General features: G+C 69.0%; 25 protein-coding genes. 12 read left to right on the top strand and 13 right to left on the bottom strand.

The annotated features are described in order from the left end of the window. Window positions 1–87 precede the first annotated feature (87 nt). The 5 genes from ACFSXZ_RS16070 to purD all read right to left on the bottom strand — a co-directional run bounded on the left by ACFSXZ_RS16070 (window position 88) and on the right by purD (window position 4790). Window positions 88–846, bottom strand: coding sequence for an ESX secretion-associated protein EspG (locus tag ACFSXZ_RS16070; RefSeq protein WP_378265826.1), 759 nt, complete (start codon window positions 844–846; stop codon window positions 88–90). A 58-nt stretch (window positions 847–904) separates the two neighbouring features. Beyond that, window positions 905–2470, bottom strand: a complete 1566-nt coding sequence (locus ACFSXZ_RS16065; protein ID WP_378265825.1) for a hypothetical protein — start codon at window positions 2468–2470, stop codon at window positions 905–907. Then, the gene (locus ACFSXZ_RS16060) at window positions 2467–3090 is read right to left on the bottom strand and encodes a DUF3558 domain-containing protein (protein ID WP_378265824.1); all 624 of its coding nucleotides are present in this window, start codon (window positions 3088–3090) and stop codon (window positions 2467–2469) included. The genes ACFSXZ_RS16065 and ACFSXZ_RS16060 overlap by 4 nt, the downstream gene beginning before the upstream one ends. Next, on the bottom strand, window positions 3038–3406 hold the full coding sequence (locus tag ACFSXZ_RS16055) for a type VII secretion target (protein WP_378265823.1): 369 nt from the start codon (window positions 3404–3406) through the stop codon (window positions 3038–3040). The genes ACFSXZ_RS16060 and ACFSXZ_RS16055 overlap by 53 nt, the downstream gene beginning before the upstream one ends. A 121-nt stretch (window positions 3407–3527) precedes the next feature. Continuing rightward, a complete protein-coding gene (gene purD, locus ACFSXZ_RS16050; RefSeq protein WP_378265822.1) occupies window positions 3528–4790 on the bottom strand; it encodes a phosphoribosylamine--glycine ligase in 1263 nt (420 codons plus the stop codon). 300 nt (window positions 4791–5090) lie between these two features. Between purD and ACFSXZ_RS16045 the strand changes: the two genes are divergently transcribed. Together ACFSXZ_RS16045 and ACFSXZ_RS16040 are read left to right on the top strand one after the other, a co-directional pair. After that, entirely contained in the window at window positions 5091–6179 is a 1089-nt protein-coding gene (locus tag ACFSXZ_RS16045) for a glycerophosphodiester phosphodiesterase (protein WP_378265821.1), read from the top strand. Between the two features lie 118 nt (window positions 6180–6297). Then, window positions 6298–7812 (top strand): DHA2 family efflux MFS transporter permease subunit, encoded by a 1515-nt coding sequence (locus tag ACFSXZ_RS16040; RefSeq protein WP_378265820.1) that lies wholly within the window; start codon window positions 6298–6300, stop codon window positions 7810–7812. A 24-nt stretch (window positions 7813–7836) separates the two neighbouring features. On the opposite strand, the gene ACFSXZ_RS16035 is transcribed toward ACFSXZ_RS16040, so the two are convergent. Further along, window positions 7837–9123, bottom strand: coding sequence for an adenylosuccinate synthase (locus tag ACFSXZ_RS16035; RefSeq protein WP_378265819.1), 1287 nt, complete (start codon window positions 9121–9123; stop codon window positions 7837–7839). 42 nt (window positions 9124–9165) lie between these two features. On the opposite strand from ACFSXZ_RS16035, the gene ACFSXZ_RS16030 reads away from it, so the two are divergent. Then, window positions 9166–9840, top strand: a complete 675-nt coding sequence (locus ACFSXZ_RS16030) for a hypothetical protein (protein ID WP_378265818.1) — start codon at window positions 9166–9168, stop codon at window positions 9838–9840. 11 nt (window positions 9841–9851) lie between these two features. Here ACFSXZ_RS16030 and ACFSXZ_RS16025 read toward each other — a convergent pair whose 3' ends face one another. Continuing rightward, entirely contained in the window at window positions 9852–10514 is a 663-nt protein-coding gene (locus ACFSXZ_RS16025) for a TetR/AcrR family transcriptional regulator (RefSeq protein WP_378265817.1), read from the bottom strand. Window positions 10515–10573: 59 nt separating this feature from the next. Here ACFSXZ_RS16025 and ACFSXZ_RS16020 point away from each other — a divergent pair, with 59 nt between their 5' ends. Continuing rightward, window positions 10574–11794 (top strand): lipase family protein, encoded by a 1221-nt coding sequence (locus ACFSXZ_RS16020; protein WP_378265816.1) that lies wholly within the window; start codon window positions 10574–10576, stop codon window positions 11792–11794. Window positions 11795–11806: 12 nt separating this feature from the next. Here ACFSXZ_RS16020 and ACFSXZ_RS16015 read toward each other — a convergent pair whose 3' ends face one another. Then, entirely contained in the window at window positions 11807–12214 is a 408-nt protein-coding gene (locus ACFSXZ_RS16015) for a DUF3151 domain-containing protein (protein WP_378265815.1), read from the bottom strand. A gap of 187 nt (window positions 12215–12401) precedes the next feature. Here ACFSXZ_RS16015 and ACFSXZ_RS16010 point away from each other — a divergent pair, with 187 nt between their 5' ends. Next, the gene (locus tag ACFSXZ_RS16010) at window positions 12402–13163 is read left to right on the top strand and encodes a DUF899 family protein (protein ID WP_378265814.1); all 762 of its coding nucleotides are present in this window, start codon (window positions 12402–12404) and stop codon (window positions 13161–13163) included. 81 nt (window positions 13164–13244) lie between these two features. Here ACFSXZ_RS16010 and fbaA read toward each other — a convergent pair whose 3' ends face one another. After that, entirely contained in the window at window positions 13245–14276 is a 1032-nt protein-coding gene (gene fbaA, locus ACFSXZ_RS16005; RefSeq protein WP_378265813.1) for a class II fructose-bisphosphate aldolase, read from the bottom strand. 112 nt (window positions 14277–14388) lie between these two features. After that, on the bottom strand, window positions 14389–15216 hold the full coding sequence (locus ACFSXZ_RS16000) for an LLM class F420-dependent oxidoreductase (protein ID WP_378265812.1): 828 nt from the start codon (window positions 15214–15216) through the stop codon (window positions 14389–14391). A gap of 50 nt (window positions 15217–15266) precedes the next feature. Between ACFSXZ_RS16000 and ACFSXZ_RS15995 the strand changes: the two genes are divergently transcribed. Together ACFSXZ_RS15995 and ACFSXZ_RS15990 are read left to right on the top strand one after the other, a co-directional pair. Continuing rightward, a complete protein-coding gene (locus ACFSXZ_RS15995) occupies window positions 15267–16214 on the top strand; it encodes an aldo/keto reductase (RefSeq protein WP_378265811.1) in 948 nt (315 codons plus the stop codon). A 72-nt stretch (window positions 16215–16286) separates the two neighbouring features. After that, a complete protein-coding gene (locus tag ACFSXZ_RS15990; protein WP_378265810.1) occupies window positions 16287–17186 on the top strand; it encodes an SDR family oxidoreductase in 900 nt (299 codons plus the stop codon). On the opposite strand, the gene ACFSXZ_RS15985 is transcribed toward ACFSXZ_RS15990, so the two are convergent. Next, entirely contained in the window at window positions 17155–17430 is a 276-nt protein-coding gene (locus tag ACFSXZ_RS15985; protein WP_378265809.1) for a YciI family protein, read from the bottom strand. The two genes, ACFSXZ_RS15990 and ACFSXZ_RS15985, sit on opposite strands and share 32 nt — an antisense overlap. An 82-nt stretch (window positions 17431–17512) precedes the next feature. Between ACFSXZ_RS15985 and ACFSXZ_RS15980 the strand changes: the two genes are divergently transcribed. From ACFSXZ_RS15980 to ACFSXZ_RS15965, 4 genes are all read left to right on the top strand, one after another. After that, window positions 17513–18079, top strand: coding sequence for a SigE family RNA polymerase sigma factor (locus ACFSXZ_RS15980; protein WP_378265808.1), 567 nt, complete (start codon window positions 17513–17515; stop codon window positions 18077–18079). A 70-nt stretch (window positions 18080–18149) separates the two neighbouring features. After that, window positions 18150–19298: an N-acetylglucosamine-6-phosphate deacetylase gene (gene nagA, locus ACFSXZ_RS15975; RefSeq protein ID WP_378265807.1), complete on the top strand. Its 1149-nt coding sequence runs from the start codon at window positions 18150–18152 to the stop codon at window positions 19296–19298. Between the two features lie 170 nt (window positions 19299–19468). Next, window positions 19469–19756 carry a hypothetical protein gene (locus ACFSXZ_RS15970; RefSeq protein WP_378265806.1) on the top strand — a complete coding sequence of 96 codons (288 nt, stop codon included), beginning with the start codon at window positions 19469–19471 and terminating at the stop codon, window positions 19754–19756. 63 nt (window positions 19757–19819) lie between these two features. Then, on the top strand, window positions 19820–20551 hold the full coding sequence (locus ACFSXZ_RS15965; RefSeq protein ID WP_378265805.1) for a DedA family protein: 732 nt from the start codon (window positions 19820–19822) through the stop codon (window positions 20549–20551). 7 nt (window positions 20552–20558) lie between these two features. Here ACFSXZ_RS15965 and ACFSXZ_RS15960 read toward each other — a convergent pair whose 3' ends face one another. Next, window positions 20559–21947 (bottom strand): FAD-binding oxidoreductase, encoded by a 1389-nt coding sequence (locus tag ACFSXZ_RS15960; RefSeq protein WP_378265804.1) that lies wholly within the window; start codon window positions 21945–21947, stop codon window positions 20559–20561. A gap of 61 nt (window positions 21948–22008) precedes the next feature. Further along, a complete protein-coding gene (locus tag ACFSXZ_RS15955; protein ID WP_378265803.1) occupies window positions 22009–22431 on the bottom strand; it encodes a PPOX class F420-dependent oxidoreductase in 423 nt (140 codons plus the stop codon). Between the two features lie 199 nt (window positions 22432–22630). Here ACFSXZ_RS15955 and ACFSXZ_RS15950 point away from each other — a divergent pair, with 199 nt between their 5' ends. After that, window positions 22631–23140: a MarR family winged helix-turn-helix transcriptional regulator gene (locus tag ACFSXZ_RS15950; RefSeq protein ID WP_378265802.1), complete on the top strand. Its 510-nt coding sequence runs from the start codon at window positions 22631–22633 to the stop codon at window positions 23138–23140. The last annotated feature ends 1 nt before the right edge of the window (window position 23141 follow it).

Here is a 23141-nt window from a genome sequence, read left to right as displayed (position 1 = left end):
CCATCCCCTTGTCGGTTCGCTTCCCTCATGGTGCTTCTCACCGCGGGTGAGACGCTATCCGGTCTGGCCCGGTTCCAGGGTTATTACTCACACCTCGTCCAGCAATTCCCAGATCCGGGTGGCGAGAAGCTGGTTGTCGGCGGGCGCGACGGTGGCCCAGTCCCGCCCGTCGCCGCCATCCACCTGAACCAGGTACCGGCCGGCGTCGGTGTCGTAGAACGCGATCACCCGGCCCGCCCGGTGCATGGTGCCGTCGCGGCCCAGCCGTTCCACGCCGAACTGGCCCCGTGCCCTCATGCCGACGAGCATGCCGGCCAGTTCCTGTGCCTGCCACAACTCGACACCGCGATCGCTCAGCGCGGTGACCAGTGCTTGTGGCTCCCCCTTCGCGTCGGCGTCGGCCGCACGCAGCACGTCGTGCGGGACGCTCACCGAATGCCCGACCCCCGCATGCAGTTCACCGGCCACCGACACCGCCGACGACGGGAGGGAGGTGTCGCGGGCCGGGATCAGCCACACCTCTCCGTTGTCCACCACCGCGAGCAGCGCCTGCCTGCCGATGCTCACCGCGAGCGCCTTGATCTCCCGGTCGGTCCACACCCAGGTGTCGATGGAAACCTTCGGGCGGGCCAGCAGATTGAGCTGGTCGACGAGGTCACCGGCAGGGCGTGTACCGCGGGCGAGACCGCGCTCGCCGAGCGATTCCCACGCCCGCGCGACCAGCGTCCGGCGCTCGGTGTGGGTCCGGCCCGGGCTCGGCACCCGCAGCGCCGGATGCGGCGGGGGGAGTTTTTCGTTCTCCCACAACACATCGAACTCGAGAGCGGACAGCACCGTACCGGTCACTGTTCCTCCGCAACTTCGCTGTGGCCACCCTGACAGCCGCGGGTTGACGCGAGGGGTCTCATCGGTCGTCCGGCATGGGCCGGTCGCCGATCAGGTCGGGCGCCACGTCGCGCGGGTCGGTGAACAGGTCCTTGTCGTCGACCCCGTACCGGCGCACGTGCTCGGCGTCCTCTTCGCCGTCCTGCGTCGCCGCGGGTTCGAGGATGGCGCGCGTCCGCTCACGGCTCGGTGTCGGGGGCACGGCCCGCCGGGGGCGATGAGTCTCTTCCTCGGACAGGCCGCGCTCGGCGGCGGTACCGCGCCCGAAACCACGAGGCCGGCGCTCGGATTCGCCACTGGTCGCGGCACCGGCGGCACCGGCGCCGATCGCCGTCGCGCTGTCCGCGAAGCCGCCGACCCCGCCTGGAGCATTCGTCAGTCCGGGCCCTGGCCCGAGGTTCGGAGCAGTGGACGGCCTCGACGGGGCGGCGCCGAACATCTTTCCCTTACCCATCGGGCCTTCTCCGGCCCGTCCACCGGCGAATCCGGCGCCTGACCTCGCGCCGGATTCCCCCGAATTCCCTCCTGGCCCGCCCACCACACTTCCCGAACTGCCCGGACCACCGGACGTACCCGGGAAAGCGGTTTCCAGACCGGGCCCGACCGGTCCGGTGGTGCCGCCACCGGGGACGGCCCGGCCGGGGACGCCGCCTTCCCGATGACCGTCGCCGACGGGGAAACGACCGGACCCGCCACCCGGCACCACATCGGTGACCGGCGAGGACGGCGAGCCGGGTTCGGGGGGCTCGAAGGAACTCGGGGTGGTCACGCCCTGGTCGCCCGGCCCGCCGCCACCCACCACGGGGCCGGGCCCCACCGCCGCGGGCGGTGGCTGGACCACCGTCCGGTGTGGCTGGCTCGCCGGGACCGCGGGGGGAGCGTGACACACGTCCTTCGCGCCCGCCGCGATCGTCGGTCCACTGTCCGGAATGGACGGTCCGGATCCGCCCGCGCCGGTGTCCGGCAAGGGAACGGACTCGGGCGGCGGAACGGTGTCCAGGCTCTGCGGGGCCGGTACCGACTGTGAAGCGGCGAGGTAGTCACCGGTGTCGTGGGCATAGGAATTGAGCGCGTCGACCGCCTGCGCCCGCGCTTCGGCACCCGCTCGCACCTCACCGGCATGGTCGGTCTCGAAGCCGAACATGCTGAACACGGTGTCGGCGAAGGTATAGCCACCCTCGCCTTTACGAAGAGTCCCCGGCTCGGGCAGCTTGTTCTTGGTCCGGTTGAACGCTTCCCCCTGATCGAAGATCAGCTGGGCGGACTTGGTCACGTTGTCGTAGGCCTGCCCCGCGAAACCGGCCTGCTCGGCCAGCACGGCACCGGCTTGGCCGCCCGCCCGGCTCTGCCAGGTGACACCGAGATCGGAAAGCTGACGCCGCAACGTGGCATCCGTCGTGGCCAGTGAGGTGACCACCGACTTCAGCGCGTCCACCGCGGTACCCATGCTGGCGGTGCCCGGCCCGGCACGGAACTTTTCCACCTCGGTGGCGAGCAGGCCGGCGTCGTAGCCGTCGAAGCGCTGGTCGTGCAGCTTCCCGACCAGCGTGGGAAGGTCGTAGCGACTGCTGTCGAACATCGTCATGGTGTCGCTCCCAGCGTCCGCAGGGCCATTTTCGCCAGATTCGTGGACATTTCGCAGAGTCGCTCCTGGCCCGTCGACCGGTCGTCCGGGGCCACCTCGGCGCGCAGCGTCTGCCCGTCCGCCACGCCCACCAGCGTTTCGCAGTCGAGCACGCCACCCGCGTCCGGTGCGTGGCGCACCAGCGCGGGATAACCGGGCACCTCCACCGGCTGCTGGATCATGCCGGTCTTCCGGTGGCCGCCGGAGAGCCAGTCCTCCAGGTCGGCGTCGGTGATCGTTTCGAGGTAGTAGGTGTAGGTCGGTGGCGTGGCGTCGACATCGAACGCGCAGGTCGGTCCGTCGCGCCGGTTGTCCTGGGCGACTTCGCGTGGTGCGCCGTTCTCCTTGAGTTCGTCGAGTTGGCCAGGGGTGAGCAGGCGACACGGGTCGGTGTCCCGCAGGGAAAGGTCCTTCGTCCGCGTCGGCAGGCTCGTCCGCGGCGCGGCGGGTTGCAGCGGCTTCGCCGCGCCCGGGACGTCCGTGGAGCAGCCGGTGAGCAGCACGAGGACCGCCACGATCCCGGCCGCGTTAGATCCGGCCGGCACCGCGGTCCCCGAACGCCGCGGCGTTGTCTTCGTCACCGGTGTGATAGTGCTTCGCGGCCTCCCTGAGCTGGGCCGCGAGGTCCCGCAGGTTCTTCACGTAGGCCTGCACCCGGACGGCGTAGGAGCCTTCGCCACGTGCGACCAGACGATTCCACGCTTCGGTGGCGGTCGTGCTGACGACGTCGTCGGCGGGCGGTTCGATGCTCAGATCGGCGAGCTTGCCCCGGAGCCTGTCGTCCAGTTCGTCCGCCTGATCATTGATGATCTTGGCTACTTGGAGCAGGTTGCCCGGCTCGACCTTGATGTCCGCGATGCCCGGCACTCCCGGTACGGCGGTACTCAAGGCCCTCACGGTCGTGACGTTGTCTGGCATCTTGCGAACCCCCGGGTACGGACGGTAGCCGGCTGATGAGCAAAGGCTACCAACGCGTGGCGGGTTTTGGCGGGGAAACCGAGCAGTCCGGGAGCCTGGCTCAGGTGCCGGGAACGGTCGTTTCGCCGGCCACCGCGCGGACGGCGATGTCCGTCCGGTGGTGTGAACCGGCGAGATGGATCTTCGCCACCCGCTGGTAGGCCTCCTCGCGTGCGCCCGCGAGATCGGGACCGGTGCCGACCACCGACAACACCCGGCCGCCGTGGGAGACGACCGCACCGTCCTCGCGGCGGCGGGTTCCGGCGTGCAGCACCCCGGTGGCCTCGGCCCCGGTGATCACGTCGCCGGTCCTCGGCACGCCCGGGTAGCCGTCGGCGGCGATCACCACGGTCACCGCGGCCCCGGGATGCCATTCCAACGGCGGGTGGTCGGCGAGCGTCCCGGTCGCGGTGGCGTGCAGCAGCCCGGCCAGCGGAGTGGCCAGCAGCGCGAGCACCACCTGGGTCTCCGGGTCGCCGAAGCGGCAGTTGAACTCGATGACCTGCGGCCCGTCCTCGGTCAGCACGAGCCCGGCGTAGAGCAGGCCGGAGAAGGGCGTGTCCCGGGCGGCGAGTTCGTCCACGACCGGCTGCACGATGTTGGCCACGATGTCGGCGGCGAGGTCCGGCGGGGCCCAGGGCAGCGGCGCGTAGGCGCCCATCCCGCCCGTGTTCGGCCCGGTGTCCCCGTCGCCGACGCGCTTGAAGTCCTGCGCCGGTATCAGCGGTACCACCGTTTGGCCGTCCACCAGACAGAACAACGATACTTCCGGCCCGGCGAGGTAGGACTCGAGCAGGACGGGATGCCCGCTCTCGAGCAGGGTCATCGCGTGGGCGCGAGCCGTCGTGAGATCGCCCGTAACCACCACGCCCTTGCCGGCGGCCAGGCCGTCGTCCTTGACCACCCAGGTGGGCCCGAAGCGGGCCAGCGCCGCGTCGAGCCGGGCGGGGCTGTCGACGACTTCGCTGTGCGCGGTGGCGACCTTCGCGGCGGCCATCACGTCCTTGGCGAAGGCCTTCGACCCCTCGATCCGCGCGGCCGCCGCCGACGGCCCGAAGCACGCGATGCCCGCCCCGCGCACGGCGTCCGCCGCGCCCGCGACGAGCGGCACCTCGGGGCCGATCACGACCAGATCGGCCTTCCAGCTCACCGCCAGCGCCGCGATGGCGGCAGGGTCGGTCACGTCGACCCCGGCCTGCTCGGCCAGCGACGCGATGCCCGCGTTACCGGGGGCACAGGCCAGCGCCGTCACCGCCGGGTCGTGCGACGCCGCGAGGACCAAGGCATGCTCACGGGCACCAGACCCGACAACCAGGACACGCACGCCTTGAGAGTAACTGTCACGCGAAGCGTGTCCGTTGAGGGTGGTGGTGGGCGACGGGCGGGGGTAACTGTCGCGCGAAGCGTGTCGGTTGAGGGTGGTGGTGGGCGACGGGCGGGGGTAACTGTCACGCGAAGCGTGTCCGTTGAGGGTGGTGGTGGGCGACGGGCGGGGGTAACTGTCACGCGAAGCGTGTCGGTTGAGGGTGGTGGGGTGTTCAGACAGTGGTCGCCAGGGGTTGGTGGCGCGGACCGCGCTTTGCCGGAAGAGTCTTGATCATCCCTTGTCTGGAGGTTGCCACAGATGCGAAAGAAACTGGGGGTCCTTGTGCTGACCGGGCTGACCCTGCTGGGCGCCGCCGCGCCCGGTGCCGCCACGGAGGAGACGCACACCGGTGGTGACGGGCCCGTGGTCGTCGGCCACCGGGGCGCTCCGGGCTACCGGCCCGAGCACACGCTCGCCTCCTACGAACTCGCCTTCCGGCAGGGCGCGGACTGGGTCGACGTCGATCTCGTACCGACCAAGGACGGCCAGCTGGTCGCCCGGCACGAAAACGACATCACCGGAACCACCGACGTGGCCAAGCACCCCGAGTTCGCGAATCGCAAGACCACGAAGGTGGTCGACGGGAAAAGCGAGACCGGCTGGTTCACCGAGGACTTCACCCTCGCCGAACTGAAGACGTTGCGCGCGGTCGAACGCATTCCCGACATCCGGCCGGACAACACCATCTACAACGGGCGCTGGCCCATCGCCACCTACCAGGAGGTGCTGGACCTGACCCGTCGGCTGGGCCGGGAACTGCACCGCACGCTCGGCACCTATCCCGAGGTCAAGCACTCCACCTACTTCGCGTCGATCGGCATGCCCACCGAGCCGAAACTGGCGGCCGTCCTCGAGCGCAACGGACTGAACCGCCCCGGCGCGCCGGTGATCATCCAGTCCTTCGAGGTGGGCAACCTCAAAGAGCTGAAGCGGATGGTGCGAGTACCGCTGCTGCAACTCACTTCCGCGACCGGGGCGCCCGCCGACTTCGTCGCCAAGGGCGATCCGCGGACCTATGCCGACCTGGTCACTCCGGCCGGCCTGAAGGAAATCTCCACCTACGCCGACTATCTCGGCCCCGAGAAGGGGCAGATCATCCCACTGGACAAGGCCGGCAACCTGACCGCGCCGACCTCGCTGGTCCGGAACGCGCACGACGCCGGCCTCAAGGTCGTGCCGTACACCTTCCGTAACGAAAACGCCTTCCTGCCCACGAACCTGCGCTCGTCGGACGACCCGAGGGCGTGGGGGAACATCTTCGCCGAGGAAGCGGCGTTCCTGGCCACCGGGATCGACGGCTTTTTCGCCGACCAGGCGGACACCGCGCTCATCGCCGTGCGCTCTTAGGGAAAAACGGTGGGCCGCGGATGTCCGTTTGATTATTCTTCGGTGTGAAAGTCATGGGGGTTCGTCAGCGCCGGAGCTCTTTGGCTTCGGCGTACCCATGTGACCAAGGACGGACCTTATGGCTGACATCGACGCCCGCGCCGCGGGTTCCGACAGACTCGACGCCGCGGTGCTGAAGGTCGCCGCGGTCGTCGTGCTCGGCGCGGTCATGGCGATTCTGGACTCGACGGTGGTCAACGTCGCGCTGCAGGCGCTCACCCTGCGGTTCCAGACGTCGTTCGACACCATCCAGTGGGTGGTGACCGGCTACCTGCTGGCGCTCGCGACCGTCATCCCGGTCACCGGCTGGGCGTGCGACCGGTTCGGTACGAAACGGCTCTATCTGCTTTCCATCGGGTTGTTCCTCCTCGGCTCGATGCTCGCCGGAATGGCCTGGAGTCTCCCGTCGCTGATCGCGTTCCGGGTCGTGCAGGGCCTCGGCGGCGGCATGCTCATGCCTGCGGGCATGACGATCATGACCAAGGCGGCCGGGCCGCGGCGGATCGGCCGGGTGATGGCGGTGCTGGGGGTCCCGATGCTGCTCGGTCCGATCTGCGGACCGATCCTCGGTGGGTACCTCGTCGACGCGGTGAGCTGGCGCTGGATCTTCTACATCAACGTGCCGATCGGCGCGGTGGCGTTCCTGCTCGGCCTGCGGCTGCTGCCCAGGGACGAGCCGCGTCCCGCCGACCGGTTCGACTTCGCCGGCATGCTGATGCTGTCGCCGGGACTCGCCTTGTTGATCTTCGGTCTGTCCAAGCTTCCGCAGGCGGGTGGGGTCGGTTCGGTCGGCGTATGGCTGCCCACCGTGGGCGGCCTCGCGCTGATCATCGGCTTCGTCGTGCGCGCCGGCCGGACCGCCAACCCGCTCGTGGACCTGAAACTGTTCCGGGACAAGACTTTCCGCGTCGCGATGATCACGCTGTCGCTGTTCGTGGTCGCCTTCATGGGCGCGATGCTGGTGCTGCCGACCTACTTCCTGCTGGTGCGTGGGGAAACCGCGCTGAAAGCCGGGCTCCTGCTCGCACCGCAGGGCATCGGCGCGATGCTGACCATGCCGATCGGCGGCAGGCTGGCCGACCGGATCGGGCCGGGCAAGGTCGTGCTGCCCGGTCTGGTGCTGATCCTCGCCGGCGCGTCGGTGTTCACCCGACTCGGCGCCCATACGGCGTATCCGCTGCTGCTCGCCGGTTTGTTCGTGATGGGTCTCGGCATGGGGGCCACGATGATGCCGATCAGCGCCGCCGCGCTCCAGACGCTCACCGAGCGCTCCCTGGCGCGCGCCTCCACCACGGTGAACATCGTGCAGCAGACGGCGGGCGCGGTGGGCTCGGCGTTCGCTTCGATCGTGCTGGCCGGCCTGCTCGCCGGGAAGTTCGGCGTGCCCACCAGCCAAGGCCAGCTCGCCGCCAGCGCGCTGCTGATGAATCCGGCCACGCACGAATCGGCGGCCGAAGCGGCCGGTGACGCCTTCGCCTGGACGTTCGTGTGGACGCTCGCACTCGCCGCGCTTTGCCTCGTCCCGGCGTTCCTGCTGCCCCGCAAGCCCGCTGCCCCGGCGGCGGAACCCCTTCCCGAACCGGTCGCTTCCTGATCCCCAGCCGCCCGACGACCGCGCTTACCCGAAGTCGTGCCGGACGATGGTCTGCTCGCGACCGGGCCCGACGCCGACAGCCGAGATCCGCGCGCCGGACAGTTCCTCCAGGCGCTCGACGTAGGCCTTGGCGTTGGCGGGCAGCTCGTCGAAGGACCGGCATTCGGACAGGTCTTCCCACCAGCCCGGCAGCTCTTCGTAGATGGGCAGGGCATGGTGCACGTCGGTCTGCGTCATGGGCATGTCCTCGGTGCGGAACCCGTCGACCTCGTAGGCCACGCAGACCGGCACCTTCTCCAGTCCGGACAGCACGTCGAGCTTGGTCAGGAAGTAGTCGGTGATGCCGTTGACGCGCGCCGCGTAGCGCGCGATCACCGCGTCGAACCAGCCGGTGCGCCGGGAACGCCCGGTGGTGACACCGAACTCCCCGCCCGCCTTGCGCAGGTGTTCGCCCATCTCGTCGTGCAGTTCGGTCGGGAACGGCCCGGACCCCACGCGGGTGGTGTACGCCTTGAGGATGCCCAGGACGCTGGTGATCCGGCCCGGCCCGATGCCCGAGCCCGCGCATGCCCCACCGGAGGTCGGGTTCGACGACGTCACGAAGGGGTAGGTGCCGTGGTCCACGTCGAGGAGCGTCCCCTGTGAACCCTCCAGGAGCACGGTTTCGCCGCGTTCGAGCGCCTTGTTGAGCTGAAGGCGCGTGTCGGCGATGCGGTGGGCGAACTTCTCACCCGCGGCCAGCACCTCGTCGGCCACCTGACCGGCGTCGAGGGCCTTGCGGTTGTAGACCTTGACCAGGATCTGGTTCTTGACCTCCAGCGCGGACTCGACCTTCTGCCGGAGGATCTTCTCGTCGAGCAGGTCCTGCACGCGCACGCCGACCCGCGCCACCTTGTCCTGGTAGCACGGGCCGATGCCACGGCCCGTGGTGCCGATCTTGCGGCTGCCCAGGTAGCGCTCGGTGACTTTGTCGATGGCCACGTGGTACGGCATGATCAAGTGCGCGTCGGCCGAGATCAGCAGGCCGCCGGTGTCCACATCGCGCTTCTCCAGCCCGTCGAGCTCGTCGAGCAGCACGCCGGGATCCACCACGACCCCGTTGCCGATCACGTTGGTGACCCCCGGTGTGAGGATCCCGGACGGGATCAGGTGCAGGGCGAAGTTCTCCCCGGTGGGCAGCACGACGGTGTGGCCGGCGTTGTTGCCACCCTGATAGCGGACGACCCACTGGACGCGGTCGCCGAGCAGGTCGGTGGCCTTGCCCTTGCCTTCGTCACCCCACTGGGCCCCGATGAGCACGATGGCCGGCATGTGAAACTCCAGGTATTCGGCGTTTTAAGGTGAAGCCGATGCATGAGCGTAACGGAGGAGCATGTGGCCCGGCGATTGGTGCTCGTGTGCGGGGCGACGGACGTGCTGCCGCGCCTTCCGGATCTCGTCGAGCGAGTGCCGTCACGGCCGGGCAAGGCCGAGATCGACCCGCTGTTGTCGGCCCATCCCGATGTCCCGCTGGTCGTCGCCGGTAGCGACGCCGATCTCGCCGCGGTCGTGGTCCGCTTGCTGCGCAAGGAAAAACTGGCCGGCACGCCGGTCGGCTTCGTGCCCACGGTGGCGGGCTCCGAGGTGGCGCGCCGTTGGGGCCTGCCGCTGGATCCTGCTCGCGCGCTCGAAGTCGCGCTCACCGCCGAACCGGACCCGGTGCCCCTCGTGCGTGACGACGCGGGCGGAGTACTTGTGGCCAAGGGCACTATCGGACCGGTTCGCGGGGTGGCTTACTGCGACGACTTCGTGGCCCTTCGTGGCGCCGCCCGCGCCATCGAGGTGTGGCCGGACGCGGTGGCCGGGCTCGCGGTGCGAGTACGGAAGGGCCTGTTCAAGAGCGGGGAAACGGTCACTTCTCGGGCTTTCCAGCTCGGCTGTGCCCCCGCTCGACCTCGTTACGACGGGGTCGAGCATCCACGGCCCGTCGAGCGCTGGACCTGGTACCGGCACACCGAGGACCTGCGCCTGATCCGTTCGGCCGAGTAAATCCGCCTTGCTCATTCGACAGGGCCCCGCACGCGGGCGATCACGTCCGGCGACTGGCGATGGAGCCGCAGCACACCGCCGACGGTGAACTCGGTCAGCAGGTCGATGAGGGCTTCGCGGTCCGGCGCCGGCCCGTCCCAGGACAGGCCCACCAGAGCTTCGGTCATCGCGAAGTACATCGTGACCAGTGCGGTGTCGGCCCGTCCCGGTTCCATTCCGTGCGCCACCCATCGTTGCCGGCTGGCCTTCGTGTAGACCTCCGCGAGCCGGGCGCGGAGCCGGGTCAAGGCCGGGTTGCCGGTGCGTTCGGCCTCGTCCAGGATCGGCTTCGCTTCGGGGTGCTCGGCCACGAACGCGAACAGGGTGGCGAAGTTCCGCCGGGCCCAGGGCTTCAGGCCGAGGTCGGCGTCGCCCGCGCCCTGCGCGGCGATGGTGGTGTAGGCGAGGTCCTCGACGTGGGCGACGACCTCGTCGAACAGCGCGTTCTTGTCACCGAACTGCTCGTACACCGCCTGTCGCGTCAGGCCGGCCAGCCGGGCGATCTCCTCGATGGTGGTGCCCTGACGGCCGTGCGCCGCGAAGGCCTGGCATGCCGCGCTCAGCACGCGCTCGCGCTGTTCCGCGGCGGGGAGTTTGCGCGGCCGCCCAGGTCCGCGGCCACCGGCCGTTGACATCTTCGACCACCTCACTGATCCTGTTTTCCGACAACGGTGTCGAAAATTACGGGGGCGCTATGCGGACATCGCACCGTCGGCCGGTGGCCATCGCCATGATGATCACGATCACGCTGCTGGCCGGTACGGCACCGGCTGCCGCGTTCGGTTTCTACGATCCCCCTTCGTCGCTGGCGGGCGCCCGCCCGGGCGACGTCCTCCGTCACGAACCCAGCCGGTTCTTCCTCGACCCGGCGCGGCTCGTGGCCGCGCCCGCGAGCGCGCAGCGCATCATGTACCGCAGCACGGACACCCACGGGGACCCGGTCGCGGTGACCGGCACGGTGCTCACCCCTTCGGCGCCGTGGTCCGGCGCCGGCCCGCGGCCGGTCGTCGGCTACGCCCCGGGCACACAGGGCATGGGGGACCAGTGCGCGCCTTCGAAGGCGCTCGCCGCGGGCAACGAGTACGAGGGTCCGTTCATCGCCGGCCTGCTGGCCCGTGGCTACGGCGTCGTGGTGACCGACTACGAGGGCCTGGGCATGCCCGGCCTGCACACCTACGTCAACCGGAAGGCCGAGGGGTACGCGCTGCTCGACGCCGTCCGTGCGGCCCAGCGCCTGCCCGCGGACGGGCTGCCCGGTGACGGCCCGGTCGCCATCGCCGGTTACTCCCAGGGTGGCGGCGCGTCCGCGGCCGCGGCGGAACTCCAGCCTGCCTACGCTCCCGAACTCGATTTGAAAGGTGCGTACGCCGGAGCGCCACCGGCCGATCTCGCCGCCGTGGCGAAGAATCTCGACGGTCACTACGCGGCGGCGTTCCTGTTGTTCGCGGTCGCGAGCATGAACTACGCCTACCCGGACCTGGACGTACCCGCCCTGCTCAACGATCGCGGTAAGCAGGCCGCCAAACAGGTCGAAACCGAGTGCACCGGCGACGGCCTCATCGCCCACGCCTTCACCCGAACCGCGGACCTGACCAAGGACGGCCGTCCGATCACCGCCTACCTCGGGCAGGAGCCGTTCGCCTCGGTCGTCGCCGAACAGCTGATCGGCTCGATCAAACCGACCGTGCCCGTCCTGGTCGCACACAGCGCCGCAGACGACATCGTGCCCTACGGCCAGGGGCGTGAGATGGCGCGGTCGTGGTGCTCGCTCGGCGCGACCGTGCAGTTCGACACCTTGCCGGTGCCCACGCACGTCGGCGGCGCGGTCAACGCCTATCCGCTCGCCTTCTCCTGGCTGGAGGGGCGTTTCCACGGCGCGAAGGCACCGGACAACTGCGCCCAACTGGCGGAGTGACCCGCCTGGACTTCAGGTCAGGCCGGTCGCCTCGGCCGCTTCCGGGTCGGAGTCGGCGAGGAAGGTACGGCAGCGCTCGTACTCCTCGGTCTCGCCGATCCGGCCGGCGGCCTTGCCCAGCACCGCGAGGGCGCGGAGGAAGCCCTGGTTCGGCCGGTGGCTCCAGGGCACCGGGCCGAAGCCCTTCCAGCCGTTGCGGCGGAGCTGGTCGAGACCGCGGTGGTAGCCGGTGCGGGCATAGGCGTAGGCGGCGACGATCTCGCCCGCGTCCAGCGCACGCTCGGCCAGCGCGGCCCACGCCTCACTGAAATCCGGGTGCTCGGCGGCGACTTCGGTGGGGTCGGTGCCGGCGTCGAGCGCGGCCTCGGGGCCGGCGCGCTCGGGCAACCGGGTCGGCTCGGGTTCGAGCAGGTTGGTCATACCTCGAATCTAGCCATGGCCGCGGCATCCGCGAACCGGGGCCTTGCCGCCCACTCGCGGTGACGCCGGGCCGATACCTCGCGTGCCAATCCGACGTGGTCCGCCGCGATGAGTTCCGGCTGCGACGCAGGTCTGTTCTGGTGGCCACGGAGGACGCTGCCCGCCCCGAGACACCACGGAGGACACCATGACGACCACGCCGCCCGGCCGCCCGCCCGTCGTCGACCTTGCCACCTGGCAGGCCGCGCGTGACGAACTCCTGGTCCGGGAGAAGGCTCACACCCACGAGGGTGACGCGATCGCCGCGGCCCGCCGCCGACTGCCCATGGTGGAGTTCGACGGGACTGTCGAGGTCGTCGGACCGGCGGGCCCGGTCCCGTTCCTGAACCTGTTCCAGGGCCGTGACGAGCTCCTGGTCTACAAGCACATGTGGTACGACGGCGCACCCCACCAGGGGCAGTGCGAGGGCTGTACCAACCTGGCCTGGCACCTGAAGGACGCCGTCTACCTCAACGCGCGCGGTGTCTCGTTCGCCATCCTGACCACGGGCCGGTGGGACGAGGTGGCCGCGTACGTCGAGTTCATGGGCTACACCCAGCCCTGGTATTCGGTGCGTGACGTGGAGGAGCCGGTCGGCGGAGCCATGGCTCACCTCACCAGCTTCCTGCGCGACGGCGACCGCGTGTTCCTCACCTATTCCACGACGGGCCGTGGCAACGAGCGGTTCGCCGGGTCGTTCGGTCTTCTCGACATGACGCCTTACGGTCGCGGCGAGGCATGGGAGGACAAGCCCGAAGGCTGGCCCGAGGGGCGCCCTCCGTGTTGGTACTGGCGTACGGACGCGGACGGGAACGTCACCTGGGGCCCGACCAGCCGCCCCGTTCCGCAGTGGACCCGCCCCGGCGCGACCCCCGTGGAAACCCTCGGCCGGCAGGGTCCTCACCGCTGACCGGAAACGAAGGAAGGGGCGTTTACTACGGATAGTCCGTAGTAAACGCCCCTTCCTTCCAAAACCACGCTCCCGCGAGGGTCAGCTGATCTTCGTCCCGGCGGACTTGAGCGCCTGCGCCGCCTCGACGACCCGGTTGGCCATCGAGACCTCGGCCTTCTTGAGGTAGCTGCGCGGGTCGTAGGTCTTCTTGTTGCCGACCTCGCCGTCGATCTTCAGCACGCCGTCGTAGTTGGTGAAGAAGTGGTCCGCGATCGGACGCGAGAAGGCGTACTGGGTGTCGGTGTCGACGTTCATCTTCACCACGCCGTAGCCCACCGCCTCGTGGATCTCTTCCAGCAGGGAACCGGAACCGCCGTGGAAGACCAGGTCGAACGGCTTGGCGTCCTGGCCGAGGCCGAGCTTCTCGGCGACGACGGCCTGGCCGCGCTTGAGCACGTCCGGACGCAGCTTCACCGCGCCGGGCTTGTACGCGCCGTGCACGTTGCCGAAGGTCGCCGCCAGCAGGTAGCGGCCCTTGCCGCCGGTGCCGAGCGCCTCCACCGTCTTCAGGAAGTCACCCTCGGCGGTGTAGAGCTTCTCGTTGATCTCGTTCGAGACACCGTCCTCTTCGCCGCCGACGACGCCGATCTCGACCTCGAGGATGATCTTGGCCTGAGCCGCCCGCTCCAGCAGGTCCGTGGCGATCTTGAGGTTCTCGTCCAGGTCGATGGCCGAGCCGTCCCACATGTGCGACTGGAAAAGCGGGTTCTGGCCGCGCTTCACCCGTTCCTGGGAAATGTCCAGCAACGGGCTGACGAACCCGTCGAGCTTGTTCTTCGGGCAGTGGTCGGTGTGCAGCGCGATGTTGACCGGGTACTTCTCGGCCACCACGTGCGCGAACTCGGCCAGCGCGGTCGCCCCGGTGACCATGTCCTTCACCCGCGTGCCGGAGAGGAACTCCGCGCCGCCGGTGGACACCTGGACGATGCCGTCGCTCTCGGCTTCGGCGAAGCCGGCCAGTGCCGCGTTCAGGGTTTCGGAGGAGGTCACGTTGATGGCCGGGTAAGCGAACTCGCCTCCCTTGGCCCGGTCGATCATCTCGGCGTAGACCTCGGGGGTGGCGATGGGCATTTCTGGTCCTCCTACAAGTGGGCGCCTTCCTGGTCTGAATCGTACGAGCTTGCCGGCCGCGGCGTCAGAGTGCCGCGGCCCAGGGCCGAACTTCGCCGTTTCCGGTGAAAGATCAAGAAAGCAGGGTTTCGGCCACCGCGCGATAGGCCGCCAGCGGATCGTCGCCGAGTCCCTGGACGCAGACGTGGTCGGCGCCGGCGTCGAGGTGCTCGGCGATGCGGGCGCCGATCGCCTCGGGCGTGCCCCAGGCCACCACGGCGTCGAGCAGCCGCGGGCTGCCGCCGTCGGCGAAATCCTCGTCGGTGAAGCCGAGCCGGCGGAAGTTGTTCAGGTAGTTGATCGCCTGCAGGTACGGGGACCTGACCTTGGCGCGGGCGATCTCCCTGGCGCGGTCGGGGTCGGTTTCCAGGAGGACCTTGTGCTCGGGCGCGAGCAGTGGGCCGTCGCCGAGCACCTTCCGGGCCTCGCGGGTGTGCTCAGGTGTGGTGAGGTACGGGTGCGCGCCCGCGGTCCGTTCCGCGGCGAGTTTCAGCACCTTGGGCCCGAGCGCGGCGAGGGCCCGGTCTTCGGTGGGCACGCCGGCTTCGTCGAGTTGGTCGAGGTAGTCGACGATCTTGTCGTAGGGCTTCTTGTACTCCTTGGTGGCCTCGGGGTGCCCGATGCCGACACCGAGCAGGAAACGGCCCGGATGCCTGGCCACGATCCGGTGATAGGAGGCGCCCACCGTGGCGGCGTCGTCCTTCCACATGTTGACGATGCCGGTGGCCACGACGATGTGGTCGGTGGCGTCGAGCAGTTCGTCCACGATGCCGAGGCCGCCTTCGGGGGAACCGCCGATCCAGATCGCGCCGTAGCCGAGTTTCTCCACCTCCGCGGCGAGTTCCGGGGTGAGACCGGAAGTGTGCTGCCAGATTCCGAGTTTGCCGAGTGAAATGGTCATGTCAGTCTCAACCCGGCCGGTGATCCGGTTCATTCCGGTTACCGTGGGACATGGCCCAAATCGGTGACAGCGATCTCGACGTCTACCCGCTCAACCTCGGAGGCAATGTCTTCGGCTGGACCGCGGACCGGGAGGATTCGTTCGCCGTGCTGGACGCCTATTCGGCGGCAGGCGGCAACTTCGTCGACACCGCGGATGTCTACATGGCAGGCCGGGACGGACTTTCCGGCGGCGACTCGGAGACGATCATCGGTGACTGGCTGGCCGCTCGCGGCCGCCGTGACGACATGGTGATCGCCACGAAGGTCGGTTCGTGGCAACGGCATCCCGGTTTGTCCGCGAAGAACATCAGGGAGGCCGCCGAGGACTCCCTGCGCCGGTTGCGGACCGACCACATCGACCTGTACTACGCGCACCGGGACTTCGACGACGTACCGCTCGAGGAGACCCTCGGCGCCTTCGACGAACTGGTGCGCGCCGGGAAAGTCCGTTATCTCGGCGCCTCGAACTACACGGCGGCACGGCTGGCGAAAGCGCTTTCCGTGGCCGACCGCGAGGGTTTCGCCCGGTATGTCGCGTTGCAGCCGCACTACAACCTGATGGAGCGCGACTATGAGACCGAATTGGCGCCCCTGGTCCGTGCGCAAGGATTGTCCGTGATGCCCTATTTCGGCCTGGCCAGGGGATTTCTGACCGGCAAGTACCGCGCTGCCGAGGCGGACGAGAAGGGTCCGCGGGCCGCGGGCGCCCTCGCCTATCTCGACGCGCGGGGCGAACGGGTGCTGGCGGCGCTGGACGAAATCGCCGCGGCGCACGGGAGTTCGCCCGCCGCCGTGGCGCTCGCCTGGCTGGCCGCGCGGCCGACCGTGACCGCGCCGATCGCCAGCGCGCGCACTGTCGGGCAACTCGCCGATCTTCTCGCCTCCGTCGAACTCCGGCTCGCCGACGGTGAACTCGCCGCACTGGACGACGCGTCGGCCCCGGAGTCCACCCGATGACCCGTTCGGCGGGAAGCAATTACCTCTACTGGGCAGTAGCCTACTGTCGGTAAGTTGTTGTAGGTTGCCGGTATGGCCACCAAGGACCTCAACGGCAAAGTCGTCCTCATCACCGGAGCCGCCCGCGGGATCGGGGCAGGGCTGGCCGAACGACTGGCCGCTCGCGGGGCGCGGCTGGCGTTGGTCGGTCTGGAGGCCGAGCAGCAGAAGGAAGTCGCGGAGAAGGTCGGTGGCCGGTCGTGGACCGCCGACGTGACCGACTGGGCCGCCCTGGAGAAGGCGATCGCCGAGATCGTCGAGCATTTCGGCGGTATCGACGTCGTGGTGGCCAACGCCGGAATCGCGACCACCGGTTTCGTCCGGTCCATCGACCCGGCAGCCTTCGAGAAGGTCATCGAAGTGGACCTGCTCGGCGTGTGGCGGACCTTCCGCGTCGCGCTGCCGCACGTGGTCGCGAGCAGGGGCTACCTGCTCGCGATCTCGTCGCTGGCCGCGATCGCCCATGCGCCGGGTATGGCGAACTATGCCGCCGCGAAGGCCGGTGTGGAGGCGTTCTGCGACAGCCTCCGTGCGGAGGTCGCGCACCTGGGCGTCAAGGTCGGGGTCGCGCATCCGACCTGGATTCGCACGGATCTGGTGGAAAGCGCCGACGCGCACCCGGTCTTCGGCCGGATGCGGTCGAAGACGCCCGGCCCGCTCGGCCGGACCTACCCGTTGAACGTCGCGCTCGACGACCTCGAAGCCGGCATCCTGCGCCGGGCCAGGGCCATCCACGTGCCGCGCTGGGTGGGGGTTCTCAAACTGTTCCGCGCGTTCCTGCCCCGGCTGGTCGAATTGGGCTCACGGACGCAGATGCCGCGGATGGACCAGGCCGCGCTCGACGACATCGCGGCCAGGGGCGCCCACGAGTCCGCGGTCGTCGGACCAGCCGGGCGGGCCGCTACGGCACCCAGGAACCAATCACAGGCTTGAACTCGCGCACCGTCCGCTCGGCGAGCGCGCCTTCGAGGTGGTACGGGTCGACGTCGAGGATCTTCTGAAGTTCCTCGGCGTTTTCGGCCTGACAGACGATGAGCCCGCCGATGTCCTCGCCGACCGGACCGGCCACCGCCACCGTGCCCTCATCCGCGAGTGCCTGCAGATACTCGCGGTGCGCCGGCCGCACTGCCTTGTACTTTTCCGGGACATACTTGGTCTCGACGACGAACCAGGGCACGTCTTACCTCCGTGTGGAACTACGACAACCTCGCTACCGATACGCTAGCCGCGTCGGAGAGACACAGGACGGGACGGAGTACATGCCTGACGGCAGCGCGGAGCGCAGCGTCGAGCGCACACTCGGGCACCTGCGCACGATCGACGGATCCCAGCAGGTGGCGCCGGCCGCGCCGCTCACTCTGGAGGATCTCTACCGGACGCACCGGATGCGCCTGGTCCGGCTGGCGATCCTGCTGGTGGACGAGCTGGCCACGGCGGAGGACGTGGTGCAGGAGGCGTTCACCGGCCTGCATCGCAACTGGGGCAAGCTACGCGATGCGCAGGCGGCCGTGGGCTACCTGCGTACGGCGGTGGTCAACGGTTCTCGCAGCGTCTTGCGGCGGCGCAAGACCGCTCGTGAGTACGTGCCGCCGCACGCGGTCAACGCACGGTCCGCGGAGAGCCTCGCCATGCTCTCCAGCGAGCATCAGGCGGTGGTCAGTGCGCTGTCCAAGCTGCCGCCGCGCCAGCGTGAGGTCCTGGTGCTGAGGTACTACGGTGGATTGTCGGAGGCCGAAATCTCCGAAGTGGCCGGGATCTCCAAGGGCACGGTGAAGTCCACCGCCAGCCGCGCCCTGGAGTCGTTGCAGAAGGCCATGACAACCTAGAAACTCACCCTAACGGGTGGGTTATGCCCAGGTACCGGGAAAGATGGGCCAGCTTGGTTTAGACCAATATATGCTTGAGCGCGTGACGGATCTCGTGCTCACCGATGGCAGGCTGGCGCTTCCCGAAGGACTGGTCGACGGTGGCTGGCTCGCCGTGGCGCAGGGACGGATAGCCGGGGTCGGCACGGGCACACCTCCCCCCGGCGAGCGGCTGGACCTCGCCGGTGCGCTCGTCGTCCCCGGCTTCATCGACACGCACTGCCATGGCGGAGGCGGCGGATCGTTCTCCAGCGCCGAGACCAAGGAGATCATCCGCGCGATCACGGCGCACCGCCGTCACGGCACCACCACCATGCTGGCGAGCCTGGTCTCCGAGCCGATCCGCTCGCTGGTCAACCAGCAGGCGGTGCTGCGTGAACTGGTCGAAGACGGCGAACTGGCCGGAATCCACCTGGAGGGCCCGTTTCTCGCGGCGGCCCGCTGCGGCGCCCACGATCCCGCTCTCCTGCGGGAACCGGACGCCGCCACCGTGGACGCCCTGCTCCACGCCGGTCACGGCGCGGTCCGCATGGTCACCCTCGCCCCGGAACTGACCGGCGGGGTGCGGGCGGTCCGGCAACTGGTCGAGGCCGGGGTGATCGCCGCGATCGGGCACACCGACGGCACCGAGGAGCAGATCCGCCCGGCGATCGACGCGGGTGCCACGGTGGGCACCCACCTGTTCAACGGAATGCGCCCGCTGCATCATCGCGAGCCGGGACCCATCGGCGCGCTGCTGGACGACGAGCGGGTCACCATCGAACTCATCTGCGACCTCGTCCACGTCCATCCGACCGCGTTGCGCCTGGCGGCCAAGTACGTCGGGCGGGGGCGCACGGTACTGATCAGCGACGCGATGTCCGCGACCGACGCCGCCGACGGCCGCTACCGCCTGGGCAGGCTGGAGGTCGACGTACGCGACGGCGTGGCGACCGTGGCCGAGACCGGATCGCTGGCCGGCAGCACGCTGACCATGGACGTGGCGTTCCGGAACCTGGTCCGCGCCGCCGGGCTCGGCATCCCCGACGCGGTGCGCGCGACCTCCGGACGTCCGGCGGAACTGCTCGGCATCGCCGATCGCACCGGCTCGCTGCGCACCGGGCTCGCCGCCGACCTCGTCGTCCTGGACGAGGACCTGCGGCCCGTCCGGGTTCTCCGGCGCGGCGAATGGGTGGCGTGACACCCTTGTGTCAACTCACGGCTGCAAAGGTGGCCACCGAGCGCGCCCGCAAGATCGCGGAAAAATCAGCATGACACCGACAGCGTTTTCGTCCTCGTTTCGGTGACGCCGGTGTGCCAAGGGACCGCGTGCGTCGAGAAGCGCGTGCCGGCCTGGCTATTCTGGTCGACGTGACCGAGGCCCAGGACCCCGAGCGGTTGCTGGCTGACGCCCTGCGTGCGCAGGCGAGGAGTTCGCCGGCGCCCGAGCCCGCGCCGGAGAAACCGGGGTACGGGCCGCTTTCCGGCTCTCCCCAACGGGAACGCGCCGCGATCGCGGAACCACGTACGGTGCGCACGCCCCGCCCGGATTCCAGGAACCCCGTCGCGAACCGGATTCCCGCGTACTGGGTCCTGTTGCTCGCCGTCCTGCTCGGGCTGGCCACCGGATCGGTCATCGGACTGATCACCCTGCTCTGAGCCCGGGCACCGGGGCACCGGGGTGCCGGAGCCACACAGGGTGAGCCTGTACCGTCTATTGACGTGATCCTCGCTGAGACCACGACCACACTGGCTCTGATGCCGAAATGGTTCAATCCCGAATACCTGCTGACCCAGTTCGGCGCCTACGTGATCGTCGGCCTGTGCCTGGTCATCTTCATCGAAAGCAGCGTCTTCCCGGTGCTGCCCGGTGATTCGTTGCTGTTCACCGCCGGGCTCTTCGTCGCGCAGGGCTCGATCCACGCACCGTTGTGGCTGGTCTGCCTCGTGGTTTCGGTCGCCGCCCTGGTGGGCAACGCGCTGGGCTACCTCATCGGTTACAAGGCGGGCCCGGCGCTGTTCCGCCGCCCGGATTCCCGCTTCTTCAAACGGGAGTACGTCGACAAGACGCACGCCTTCCTGGAAAAGCACGGCCCGAAGGCGGTCGTGCTGGCCCGTTTCGTCCCCTTCGTCCGCACCTTCATCACCTGGATCGCGGGCGTCGGGCGGATGGATCCCAAGAAGTACTTCACCTACACCGTCATCGGCGGCATCCTCTGGGCCGCGGGCATCACCGCGCTCGGGCACGTGCTGGGCAACATCCCGTTCATCAAGAACAACATCGAGGCGATCTTCATCTTGATCGTCCTGGTCTCGGTGCTCCCGATCGTCGTCGAGTGGTACCGCAACCGGCGCGCCCGCACCGCGGCCGGGCCGGATTCGGAATCGGACGCCGAGACCACGCAGCGGATCGACACCGACGCCACCCAGCAGATTCCCCGCATCGACCGCTGACGAGGAATCACCGCGAGAACATCGAGCCCGGGTTGAACAGGTTGTCCGGGTCGAGCGCCCGCTTGATCCGGCGGTGCACCCGCAGACCGACGGGCCCGATCTCCCGTTCCAGCCACTCACGTTTGACCTTGCCGATTCCGTGCTCGCCGGTGACCGTGCCGCCGAGTGCCATGGTGACCGCGAGGATGTCGTCGAACGCCTGGCGTGCCCGGGCGAACTCGTCTTCCGAGTCGGGGGCGTAGACGATCGTCGGATGCATGTTGCCGTCGCCGGCATGCCCCACCACGGCTATCCGCAGGCGTGTCTCCTCACTGATCCGCCGGCACTCCGCGATCAGTTCGGCGATCCGGGTGCGCGGCACGCACACGTCGTCGGTCAGCCAGATCCCGTACTGTTCGAGCGCGGTGAGCACCACCCGGCGGGTCTCCAGGAGCATCTTTCCCTCGGCGAGGTCGTCGGTGGCGTAGGCCATGGTCGACCCGCACTCGAGGCAGATCTTCTCCAGCGCCGCCAGTTCCCGCTGCGCGGCCTCGCCGCCCGAGTCCGACTGGCACAACAGCAGGGCCTGGCAGTCCGAGCCGGCACCGAGGTCGGTGTTGAGGTAGGACTCGGCCGCCTTGATCGACGTGGCGTCCATGATCTCCATGAGCGAGGGAACCAGGCCCTCCCGCACCACGCGCGTGACCGCCTCTCCGGCCGCCTCGGTGGTGGCGAACCCGGCGACCAGCGTCCCGGGTGCCTGCGGGAGAGGTCGCAGCGCCACGGTGGCCTTCGTGATCACGCCTAGGGTGCCTTCGCTGCCGACGAACAGCTTCGCCAGGTCGTAGCCCGCCACTCCCTTGACCGTGCGGCGGCCGGTCTTCAGCAGCGAGCCGTCAGCGAGCACTGCTTCCAACCCCAGCACGGAATCGGTGGTCACGCCGTACTTCACGCAGCACAGCCCGCCCGCGTTGGTGGACAGGTTGCCGCCGATGGTGCACCAGTCGTAGCTGGACGGGTCGGGTGGATAGAACAGGCCTTCCCTCTCCACGGCTTGCCTGAGGGCGAGGTTGACCACGCCCGGTTCCACCACGGCCAGCCGGTTGGCCGGGTCGATCTCCAGGATCCGGTCGAGTTTGGTCGTCACCAGCATCACGCAGCCGTCGATCGCGTTCGCCGCGCCCGACAGTCCGCTGCCGGCACCGCGCGGCACGATCGGCACCTTCGCTTGGGCGCAGGCGCGCACGGTCGCTTGAACGCCTTCGACATCGGCGGGCAGCACCACCGCCAGAGGCCGTCCCGCCGGTGCCAGCGGCATCATGTCCCGCGAGTAACCGTGGGTGATGTCGGGATCGGTGAGGACGGCGTCCTTGCCCAGCGCTTCGCGCAGTTCGGCCAGCAGTGCTTCGGTGCCCATGGAGGCATGGTAGACGCCGAAATTCGTATCGCGGAAAATTATTTCCGTTATGTGGTGTCGACTACTGGATGACCCCGATGATCCGTTCGACGTGGAGCCGGAGCACCAGCCGCCGGTCGGCAACCATCGCGGCGCGGTAGTCCGCCCAGTCGGGGTGCTCTCCGCGGATCTTCCGGTACAGTTCGACGAGTTCTTCCACGGCGTCGTCGTGCGGATCCCCGGCGACCGCCGACAGTTCGGCGGTCCCTTCGGCCACCGCGTACGACCAGCCGTCCTCGCTGCTCACGTGGAAGCTCGCGCGCGGGTCGCGCCGCAGGTTGCGGGTCTTGGCCCTGCCGTCGGTGACGGAAACCAGGATCCGGCCGGATCCGGTGTCGTAGAAGTGGTTGACGTTGGACAGCTGTGGCCTGCCGTCGCGTTTGATGGTCGCGAGCACGCCGAAGGGGCGGGTGCGGAGGAGTTCGCGCAGGGCGTCATCGGTCATGTCCGGGAATTGTCGTACCCCGGGCCTACGGTGACCAGCGGTGACCACAGGCGTGAGAAACCAGTTGCCTTTGGCAACTAAAGTGTCTTGTGACACAGAGCGAGGTAATTGACTGGCGCAACCAATCAATCGGGTGGCATCCTTGCGTCAGTCAACTAGTTGCAGTCGCCAAGTAAGAGTTCTGGGAAGGGGGTGCAGCATGGCGTCTCCACTCCGTCAGGAGGGTATCGACAAGGCCGAACTCGACCTTGCCGACGAGCTCGGCGTGCAACTCGTGCGCTTCATGCGGTTGGTCGGCAAGACGGCGAAGTCGATGATGGCCAAGCAGGGCGCGAACGGAGTCGAACGCGCCGCTTACGCCATCCTCTTCCACCTGATCCACGACGGTCCACAGCGCACGAGCAAGCTCGCCGAGTCGCTGCACTCGGAGATCTCCACGATCAGCAGGCAGAGCAGCGCGCTGGTGCAGCACGGGCTCGTCGAACGCCAGGCCGACCCCGAGGACGGGCGGGCCTGCCTGCTCGCGCCCACCGCCGAGGGCCTTCGCGTGTTCGAGGAGAGCCGACGGCATCGGAACGAATGGCTGGCCGGTGTGCTGGCCGACTGGCCGGAGGACGACCGGCGCACCCTCAGTGATCTTCTCGACCGGCTCAACAGCGGGCTCGAGGCACACACTCCACAAATTTGCGAACAGAACAAGGGGGCTTGAG

It is taken from the genome of Amycolatopsis pigmentata (genome assembly GCF_042684065.1).
In the GTDB taxonomy this organism is placed as follows: domain Bacteria; phylum Actinomycetota; class Actinomycetes; order Mycobacteriales; family Pseudonocardiaceae; genus Amycolatopsis_E; species Amycolatopsis_E pigmentata.
The sequence above is the reverse complement of the archived record's forward strand: the minus strand, read 5'-3'. Positions and strand labels throughout refer to the sequence as shown.

Coding starts and splice junctions, on each gene's coding strand:
- fbaA (WP_378265813.1), bottom strand. CDS start 14,276: ATGCCCATCGCCACCCCCGAGGTCTACGCCGAGATGATCGACCGGGCC.
- ACFSXZ_RS16045 (WP_378265821.1), top strand. CDS start 5,091: ATGCGAAAGAAACTGGGGGTCCTTGTGCTGACCGGGCTGACCCTGCTG.
- ACFSXZ_RS16020 (WP_378265816.1), top strand. CDS start 10,574: ATGCGGACATCGCACCGTCGGCCGGTGGCCATCGCCATGATGATCACG.
- ACFSXZ_RS16040 (WP_378265820.1), top strand. CDS start 6,298: ATGGCTGACATCGACGCCCGCGCCGCGGGTTCCGACAGACTCGACGCC.
- ACFSXZ_RS16065 (WP_378265825.1), bottom strand. CDS start 2,470: ATGACGATGTTCGACAGCAGTCGCTACGACCTTCCCACGCTGGTCGGG.
- ACFSXZ_RS15960 (WP_378265804.1), bottom strand. CDS start 21,947: ATGGGCACCGAAGCACTGCTGGCCGAACTGCGCGAAGCGCTGGGCAAG.
- ACFSXZ_RS15990 (WP_378265810.1), top strand. CDS start 16,287: ATGGCCACCAAGGACCTCAACGGCAAAGTCGTCCTCATCACCGGAGCC.
- ACFSXZ_RS16035 (WP_378265819.1), bottom strand. CDS start 9,123: ATGCCGGCCATCGTGCTCATCGGGGCCCAGTGGGGTGACGAAGGCAAG.
- ACFSXZ_RS15950 (WP_378265802.1), top strand. CDS start 22,631: ATGGCGTCTCCACTCCGTCAGGAGGGTATCGACAAGGCCGAACTCGAC.
- ACFSXZ_RS16000 (WP_378265812.1), bottom strand. CDS start 15,216: ATGACCATTTCACTCGGCAAACTCGGAATCTGGCAGCACACTTCCGGT.
- ACFSXZ_RS16030 (WP_378265818.1), top strand. CDS start 9,166: ATGAGCGTAACGGAGGAGCATGTGGCCCGGCGATTGGTGCTCGTGTGC.
- ACFSXZ_RS16015 (WP_378265815.1), bottom strand. CDS start 12,214: ATGACCAACCTGCTCGAACCCGAGCCGACCCGGTTGCCCGAGCGCGCC.
- ACFSXZ_RS16025 (WP_378265817.1), bottom strand. CDS start 10,514: ATGTCAACGGCCGGTGGCCGCGGACCTGGGCGGCCGCGCAAACTCCCC.
- nagA (WP_378265807.1), top strand. CDS start 18,150: ATGCTTGAGCGCGTGACGGATCTCGTGCTCACCGATGGCAGGCTGGCG.
- ACFSXZ_RS16010 (WP_378265814.1), top strand. CDS start 12,402: ATGACGACCACGCCGCCCGGCCGCCCGCCCGTCGTCGACCTTGCCACC.
- ACFSXZ_RS15980 (WP_378265808.1), top strand. CDS start 17,513: ATGCCTGACGGCAGCGCGGAGCGCAGCGTCGAGCGCACACTCGGGCAC.
- ACFSXZ_RS15955 (WP_378265803.1), bottom strand. CDS start 22,431: ATGACCGATGACGCCCTGCGCGAACTCCTCCGCACCCGCCCCTTCGGC.
- ACFSXZ_RS15995 (WP_378265811.1), top strand. CDS start 15,267: ATGGCCCAAATCGGTGACAGCGATCTCGACGTCTACCCGCTCAACCTC.